8 protein-coding genes are annotated in these 7350 nt (G+C 60.9%); 3 read left to right on the top strand and 5 right to left on the bottom strand.

The features are described 5' to 3' along the window. Positions 1-339 precede the first annotated feature (339 nt). The 3 genes from purE (at position 340) to B3Q33_RS16415 (ending at position 2796) form a co-directional block, all read left to right on the top strand. The gene (gene purE, locus B3Q33_RS16425) at positions 340-831 is read left to right on the top strand and encodes a 5-(carboxyamino)imidazole ribonucleotide mutase (RefSeq protein WP_035249853.1); all 492 of its coding nucleotides are present in this window, start codon (positions 340-342) and stop codon (positions 829-831) included. Beyond that, positions 831-1937 carry a 5-(carboxyamino)imidazole ribonucleotide synthase gene (locus B3Q33_RS16420; protein ID WP_035249855.1) on the top strand — a complete coding sequence of 369 codons (1107 nt, stop codon included), beginning with the start codon at positions 831-833 and terminating at the stop codon, positions 1935-1937. The genes purE and B3Q33_RS16420 overlap by 1 nt, the downstream gene beginning before the upstream one ends. A gap of 280 nt (positions 1938-2217) precedes the next feature. Beyond that, complete coding sequence (locus B3Q33_RS16415; protein ID WP_273009666.1) at positions 2218-2796, top strand: VTT domain-containing protein; 579 nt, start codon at positions 2218-2220, stop codon at positions 2794-2796. 41 nt (positions 2797-2837) lie between these two features. Here the strand turns inward: B3Q33_RS16415 and B3Q33_RS16410 are convergent, their stop codons facing one another. The 5 genes from B3Q33_RS16410 to gmk all read right to left on the bottom strand — a co-directional run bounded on the left by B3Q33_RS16410 (position 2838) and on the right by gmk (position 7312). After that, complete coding sequence (locus B3Q33_RS16410) at positions 2838-3077, bottom strand: DUF2789 domain-containing protein (RefSeq protein ID WP_272962801.1); 240 nt, start codon at positions 3075-3077, stop codon at positions 2838-2840. A 155-nt stretch (positions 3078-3232) separates the two neighbouring features. After that, positions 3233-3619 (bottom strand): RidA family protein, encoded by a 387-nt coding sequence (locus B3Q33_RS16405; RefSeq protein WP_035249861.1) that lies wholly within the window; start codon positions 3617-3619, stop codon positions 3233-3235. Between the two features lie 359 nt (positions 3620-3978). Beyond that, a complete protein-coding gene (spoT, locus tag B3Q33_RS16400) occupies positions 3979-6090 on the bottom strand; it encodes a bifunctional GTP diphosphokinase/guanosine-3',5'-bis pyrophosphate 3'-pyrophosphohydrolase (RefSeq protein ID WP_286829601.1) in 2112 nt (703 codons plus the stop codon). A gap of 189 nt (positions 6091-6279) precedes the next feature. After that, a complete protein-coding gene (gene rpoZ, locus B3Q33_RS16395) occupies positions 6280-6543 on the bottom strand; it encodes a DNA-directed RNA polymerase subunit omega (protein WP_035249864.1) in 264 nt (87 codons plus the stop codon). A gap of 145 nt (positions 6544-6688) precedes the next feature. Next, entirely contained in the window at positions 6689-7312 is a 624-nt protein-coding gene (gene gmk / locus B3Q33_RS16390; protein ID WP_272962800.1) for a guanylate kinase, read from the bottom strand. Positions 7313-7350 lie beyond the last annotated feature (38 nt).

Raw genomic sequence — 7350 nt, 5'->3', positions numbered from 1 at the left:
TGGGTTGAGTGCAGCGAAACCCAGCAATACCGGGCGTTTGACCGATCTCTGGTTGTGATGTTGGGTTTCGCTGCACTCAACCCAACCTGCGCCACCCTGATCAGCCGATAAACGGCGCGATCCATCAAAACCGGGGGAAAGTGCTCAAAATATCGGTAACCAGTTGAATTTAAAACTTATTTTTCTCTTTTATCGATTCGCTGTTCACTGTTAACGATTCTCTGCCCCTAAAGCGGACTTGCCTCCCGCGTACGCGCTAGTAAAGTGTGCGCCTCAATTTTTTCTGTGGCGGGCCCAGAGCCCGCAAAAGCCCGTGGTGGGCGCGATGGAGTGAAGCGAATGAGCACACCGGTTGCCGTGGTAATGGGCTCCCAGTCCGATTGGGAAACCATGAAAGAAGCCTGTGACGCCTTGACCCAGTTCGGTGTGGGCTGGAAGGCGGAAGTGGTGTCTGCCCACCGGACCCCCCAGCGCATGTATGACTTCGCCAAAAGCGCCCACGACAATGGCTATCAGGTGATCATTGCCGGTGCCGGTGGCGCCGCTCACCTGCCCGGGATGATTGCGTCCCTGACCCCGCTGCCGGTACTGGGCGTGCCGGTGAAAAGCCGCACCCTGTCCGGCTGGGACAGCCTGTTGTCCATCGTGCAGATGCCCAAGGGCGTGGCCGTGGGCACCCTGGCCATCGGCGCCGCCGGCGCCTGGAATGCAGGCCTGCTGGCGGCGCAGATGCTGGCCGCCGGCAACCCGGAGCAGTTGCAGAAGATCGCCGACTGGAAAGCGTCCCGCGCCGACGATGTGCTGGCTAACGCCGAGCTGGGTGAAGGCTGATGAATCGTGTGCTCGTTCTCGGTGGTGGCCAGCTTGGCCTGATGATGGCAGAGGCGGCGGCGCGTCTGGGTCTGGTAGTAGATCGCTACGATCCGGAGCGGGCGCTGCTGCTGCCCGGTACCTCGGACCTGGCCGTGCCGATCAGCTGGGAAGAGTGCCAGGAGCGCTACCCGGTGATCACCGTGGAGCGTGAAGCCTTCCCGGAAGCCGGTCTGTCCGCCGAGCTGGCAAAAAGCGACCGTTGCGTGGCCCGCGGTGCCTTGGAAGTGATTCCCGATCGCTTTACCCAGAAATCCATGCTCGACAAGCTGGGTATTCCCACAGCCCCCTGGGTGACCCTGGACCAGCCGGACGATCTGGATGCGGCGGTGGCGAAGTTTGGCGGCGTGGTGGTCAAGGCGCGCACCGGCGGTTATGACGGACGCGGAACCTGGATCGTCGGCGAAGGTGGTGATCTGAGCGCGGTGCCTGCCGGCGAACTGGCCGGTAAGGCCATTATCGAACAGAAGATCCCTTTCCGCCGCGAGCTGTCCATTGTCGGTGCCCGCAGCACCAGCGGCGAGACCCTGTTCTACCCGCTCACCCGCAACTGGCATGTGGACGGCATCCTGCGCTTGAGCCTGGCGCCGGCCACCGCCTGCGCAGACTTGCAGAAGCCCGCGGAGAAGATGCTCAAGGGCATCATGGAAGAACTGGATTACGCCGGTGTGATGGCAGTGGAATTCTTCGAAACCGATGGCCAGCTGATGGTCAACGAAATTGCCCCGCGAGTGCACAACTCCGGTCACTGGACCCATGAAGGCGCCGACTGGTCCCAGTTCGACCTGCATGTCCACGCGCTGGCCGGGGTGCCCCTGCACGCGCTGAACGTGCATGGCCCCACCGCCATGGTGAACCTGATCGGTACCCCCTTCGAAAGCGCCTGGTTACAGCACCCGGGTGTGGTGCACTGGTATGGCAAGGGGGTGCGCCCGGGTCGCAAGCTGGGCCACGCCAATCTGGTGGCGGACAGCCTTGAAGGCCTGCGTGAAGGCCTGGATGCCTGGGCGGATGTGTTACCGGAAGGCTATCAGGCCGTGCTCGATTCCGAATTGGCGCTGGGTTGAGTTGCACGTATCAAATTGAAAATTGCAACGCGGGCAGCCTTCCCGAATGCGGCAATGCTCTGTCCGCGACTGGTAATGACGCGTATATGCCTCGGTTCGTTTCGACGCACTCGAGCATTTTCGGCGCGGGTGACGTTTGATATTCGAGTGGTGCCAGGCCTGCTTCACGCCTTGTAACTGTCAACTTGATGCTTGCAACTCCACCGCCCCCCCCCCTTCACGTTCCCGCCTTCCCCCAGTCGGTTACACTGGAATTCTGTTCTGAGATGAGAATCCGGATGTGGCCTTGCCTATTGCCATGACACGTTACCGACGACTGATCCTGCTGGCGCTGCTGTTGCTGACAGTGCTGTTGACTGTGGAGCTCACCGGGCTGCGTGAGCAGTTCTCCCTGCCGGCCTTGCGAGCATTACTCGAAGCCAATCTGGCGGTGGGCCTGCTGTTGTTCGTTTTGGCCTTTGTGATCGGCAACCTGATTCAACTGCCGGGCTGGCCGTTTCTGGCAGCCGCTATTCTGGCGCTGGGTACGGTAGTCGGTGGTCTGGCCACCTATATGGCCGCCTGCGTGTCCTGCCTGGTGACGTTTCAGGTGGTGCAGGGGCTGGGTGGCAGTGCACTTCGGGATATCGACAAGCCCCTGGCAAAAAAGATTCTCTCCCGGCTGGATCGCCACCCGGTTCGCAGTGTGGTGTTGCTGCGGCTACTGTTCCAGACCATGCCGGCACTGAACTACACCCTGGCCCTAAGTGGCGTAAAGCGCCGCGATTATCTGCTTGGCACGCTGCTGGGCCTGCCACTTCCCCTATTGGTTTACTGCTTTTTCTTCGACCGTATTGCACGGGTACTGCAGCTGGTTTGACGCTGACAAGGGATGTGGCCGCCGCCGATGTTAATCGACCATTAATAATGTCTTAACAGTGCGCTCAGGCTATCCACGGCTTCGGCCCAGTCAGCGTCTTCGCGGATGGCGTCGGCCAGAAAGCGGGCCTGGCCGGCGTTCCAGAACGGTGCCTGATGCAAATGTGCGCTGTCTTTCAGTGTGCCGGCATAGGTGTGAATAAAGTCTTCGATGGCCTCATCACTGTTGTCCAGGCCTAGCTGGGCGAACAGGGTGGGTAGGTCGTGGGTGGCGGTATCCATATCGCACTCCCTCATTGTTGCAAGCTGTTTTACCCGATGGTGCACTTTTGGGGTGCCGTTGTCTTCCCCTTGCAAAAACAGGATTGTTAACCAAAACGCCCGCTTTTCAGCGGGCGTTAGTGAGCAGGTGATTGCATGAAGCCTGCGGTGTGGCGTTATGCAATATCCATAATCCCGTCCATTTCCACCCCGGCTCCCTTGGGCAGAGCGGCCACGCCGATTGCGGCCCGGGCTGGGTATGGCTGTTTGAAGTGACGCGCCATGACCTCGTTGACCAGGGCAAAGTGGCCCAGATCGGTGAGGAAAATATTCAGTTTGACGATGTCCTGCAGGGTGCCGCCGGCGGCTTCGCAGACGGCGGTCAGGTTGCTGAATACCTGTTCGATCTGCGCTTCCATATCGCCGTCCACCAGCTCCATGGTGTCAGGCACCAACGGGATCTGGCCGGACAGGTAAACGGTGGCGCCGGCCTTGATGGCCTGGGAATAGGTACCGATGGCCTGGGGCGCCTTGTCGGTGCTGATAACAGAATGGTTGGACATGGTCGGTTCTTCACTTGGTTGAGCTGTCAGCGCCGCAGCGCTGGCAGGCGGAAATCAGGAAAGGAGCTATGCTTGCACGCAGCCGGCCCGCACGCAACATGGGAAGCGCCTGCCTGTTTGCAGGAGCGTCACTGGCGGCGCGATAGCAAGGCTTTTGCTGCCCCGAGCTGTTTCGAAGCCGCTGTAGGAGCTCCTCTTGAGGGGCGAACCACGCGTCAGCGTGGAAATCGACCGCAGAGCCTGCCCCGGACTTGATCCGGGGGCGATCAGGAATATCAGAGCGTGGCACAGGCTCTATGCGAGCCGGCCATTCGGTTCGCCCCTCAAGAGGAACTCCTCCTGCAGGGCGGGTGTGGCTATCAAAGCCGGTGGATCCGCACAATACTGTCCAGCGTGCGTAGCTTCTTGATGATGCGGGCCAGGTGGATGCGGTCTTTTACCGTCATGGTCACGTTGAGGGAGGTGAGCGTCGGGTCCTTCTCCGCCATGTCGATGGTGTCTATGTTGGAGCCCAGCTCGGAAACGCTGTTGGCCAGGGTAGCCAGCACGCCGCGCTTGTTGATCAGCTCGATGCGAAGGGCGGCGGTGAACTCTTGCTCCACCTGTTTATCCCAGCTCAGGGCGATGCATTTTTCCGGGGCGTTGCGCATTTCCGCCAGCAGGTTCTTGCAGGTGTCCCGGTGTACCACGATGCCGCGACCGGCGCTCAGATGGCCGATGATGGTATCGCCGGGCAGCGGCAGGCAGCACTTGGCGTAGCTGACCATCAGGCCTTCGCTGCCGCGAATGGCCAGCGGGCGGCGGTCGTCTTCGTGCTGGCGTTCGTCGTCATCGCGGGCGCCGGCCAGTTTGCGGGCCACCAGCGGTGCCAGGCGGTTGCCCATGCCGATATCTTCCAGCAGGTCGTCCAGTTCCACGTAGCCGTTGCCGGCCAGCTCGCTCACCACCCGCTCGATGGCCAGCTCGTCCATGCCGATGTCATAGGAATGCAGGGCCTTTTCCAGTAGCCGTTCGCCCAGCTCCACCGCGTCTTCACGACGCTGGTGCTTGAGGAAATGGCGAATGTTGGTGCGGGCCTTGCCGGTGACCACGAAGTTGAGCCAGGCCGGGTTGGGGGTGGCATTGGGGGCGGTGATGATTTTTACCGTCTGGCCGGATTCCAGAGGCGTGGAAAGTGCCGCCAGTTTGCCGTCGATACGGGCGGCCACGCACTGATTACCCACCTTGGTATGCACCGCATAGGCAAAGTCCACCGCGGTGGCGCCGCCGGGCAGTTCCTTGATGTCGCCCTTGGGGGTGAACACATAGGCCTCGTCCGGGAACAGGTCCACCTTTACGTTCTCGATGAACTCCATGGAGTTGCCGGCTTTCTGTTGTAGCTCAAGCAGCCGCTGCATCCAGCTCTGGGTGCGGCTGTGGGTGGGTGAGCCGGGCTCGTCCTCGGCCTTGTACAGCCAGTGGGCGGCGATGCCGTTGTTGGCCATGGCCTCCATTTCCTCGGTGCGGATCTGCATTTCCAGGGGAATGCCGGAGCGCGCCTTGAGGGTGGTATGCAGGGACTGGTAGCCGTTGGCCTTGGGAATGGCGATGTAATCCTTGAAGCGGCCGGGGATCGGGGTGAAGTAGTTGTGCACCGCACCCAGCACCCGGTAACAGGTATCCACCCGGTCGACGATGATGCGGAAGCCGAATACATCCATGATGTCGGCGAAGGGTTTGTGCTGTTCCTTCATCTTGGTGTAGATGCTGTACAGATGCTTCTCGCGGCCCAGCACTCGCGCCTCGATGCCTTCTTCTTCCAGGCAGTGTTCCAGGCTGGCCTTGATGGTGGTGAGGATTTCCTTGCGGTTGCCGCGAGCCTTCTTTACTGCCTGGCCGATCAGGCGGGCGCGCATGGGGTAGATAGCGTGGAAGGCCAGGTCCTCGTACTCCACCCGCATGTTGTACATGCCCAGCCGGAAGGCGATGGGGGCGTACAGTTCCAGGGTTTCGGTGGCGATGCGGCGGCGTTTTTCCGCGCGCATCACATGCAGCGTGCGCATGTTGTGCAGGCGGTCGGCCAGCTTGATAAGGATGACGCGGATATCCCGGGTCATGGCCAGCATCATCTTGCGCAGGTTTTCCGCCTGTTGCTCCGCCTTGGACTCGAACTTGATCTGGGCGATCTTGGAGACGCCATCCACCAGCTCGGCGACTTCCTCGCTGAATTCCCCGGCCAGCTGTTCCTTGGAGATGCCGGTATCCTCGATCACGTCGTGCAGCATGGCGGCCATCAGTGAAGAGTGGTCCATGTGCATGTCGGTGAGGATGTTGGCCACGGCCAGCGGGTGGGTGATATACGGATCCCCGGTGCGGCGGTACTGCCCCTCGTGCGCTTGCTCGGCAAAATGGTAGGCGCGTACGACCTGGGCGATCTGATCATCGTCCAGATAACTGCGTAACCGTTTTTCCAGGTTATGGATGGTGGGCAAAAGTCCTCGTCACGCCCGGGGCGGAGTAATGATTAGGGATTAACCTTAGCTTAGATTTGAGGGCGAGGTTTGTCTATGACAAGCGCGATAGTCACGGGCAATCAATTTTGTGGCAGGTGCCGGAAAGGAAAAGCAGAAGAGAGGAGAAATACAGGCAAGCGCCCGGGCGGGCACTTGCCGGAAACAGTGTTACTCGCCGAAAGACTGGGTCAGCAGAGCCAGCTCGTCTACGTCGGCGCTGCGGTCAGCAATCGGGTTGTCCACGGATTCCGCGGTCACGTGACCTTCGGCGATTTCGCGCAGGGCGACCACGGTGGGCTTGTCGTTTTCCCAGGCCACGCGGGGCTCTTTGCCGCCAGTCTGCAATTGACGGGAGCGCTTGCCGGCAACCAGTACCAGCTCAAAGCGGTTGTCCAGTTTTTCCAGGCAGTCTTCAACGGTTACACGGGCCATGCTGTTCTCCTACAGGGTGGCGGTGCCGAAGTCGGCAGCGCCTGAAATTCGCAATGGGCGATTTTACTGGTGAATCGGTGACCAGTCCAGCAGAAGGGCTTGCCGCAGGGCGGAAAGGCGGGCATTACCCTATGGTTTCGCCGGGTTACCGCTTCGCGAGCAGGTTGCTCAGGGTGTCGGCCAGCCGCGCCGACTGACGGGCGGTGATCAACCGGCGGGCCTCCAGGACGGCTTCCAGTTCGTAGAGGGCGCGCTGGAAATCGTCGTTCACCACCAGATAGTCGAATTCGCCGTAGTGACTCATCTCGTCCTGGGCGCCGTCCAGGCGTTGCTGGATCACCGTCTCGTCGTCGGTGTCACGGCCGCGCAGGCGTTCGGCGAGGGTTTCCAGGGAAGGTGGCAGAATAAAGATGCTCACCGAGTCGGGTAGCTGCTTGCGGATCTGGGTGGCGCCCTGCCAATCGATCTCCAGAATTACGTCCTCGCCGCCCCGTAGCGTCTGGGCTACCCAGTCGGCGCTGGTACCGTAGAGGTTGCCAAAGACTTCGGCGTGTTCCAGGAATCGCCCCTTTTCCACTTGCTGGACAAAGGTGTTGCGGTCGGTGAAGTGGTAGTTCACCCCGTCTTCTTCCCCGGCACGCATGGCGCGTGTGGTGTGGGAGACAGAAATGCGCACTTGCTCGAGCTTGTCGACAAGTGCTGCCACCAAGCTGGTCTTGCCGGCGCCGGACGGGGCGGAAATGATATACAGCGTGCCTTTGTCGGCCATAGTGAAGACGGTCCTGTTCGCGATCCCGGTAAAGCGCG

It is taken from the genome of Alcanivorax sp. UBA3183, assembly GCF_002364155.1.
GTDB lineage: Bacteria > Pseudomonadota > Gammaproteobacteria > Pseudomonadales > Alcanivoracaceae > Alcanivorax > Alcanivorax jadensis.
Note: the sequence above shows the minus strand (reverse complement) of the source record. Positions and strands in the feature narration are given on the sequence as shown.

Bases quoted from the DNA above. Each gene is read 5' to 3' on its own strand.
- purE (WP_035249853.1), top strand. From the start codon at position 340: ATGAGCACACCGGTTGCCGTGGTAATGGGCTCCCAGTCCGATTGGGAA.
- B3Q33_RS16420 (WP_035249855.1), top strand. From the start codon at position 831: ATGAATCGTGTGCTCGTTCTCGGTGGTGGCCAGCTTGGCCTGATGATG.
- B3Q33_RS16410 (WP_272962801.1), bottom strand. From the start codon at position 3,077: ATGGATACCGCCACCCACGACCTACCCACCCTGTTCGCCCAGCTAGGC.
- B3Q33_RS16405 (WP_035249861.1), bottom strand. From the start codon at position 3,619: ATGTCCAACCATTCTGTTATCAGCACCGACAAGGCGCCCCAGGCCATC.
- rpoZ (WP_035249864.1), bottom strand. From the start codon at position 6,543: ATGGCCCGTGTAACCGTTGAAGACTGCCTGGAAAAACTGGACAACCGC.
- gmk (WP_272962800.1), bottom strand. From the start codon at position 7,312: ATGGCCGACAAAGGCACGCTGTATATCATTTCCGCCCCGTCCGGCGCC.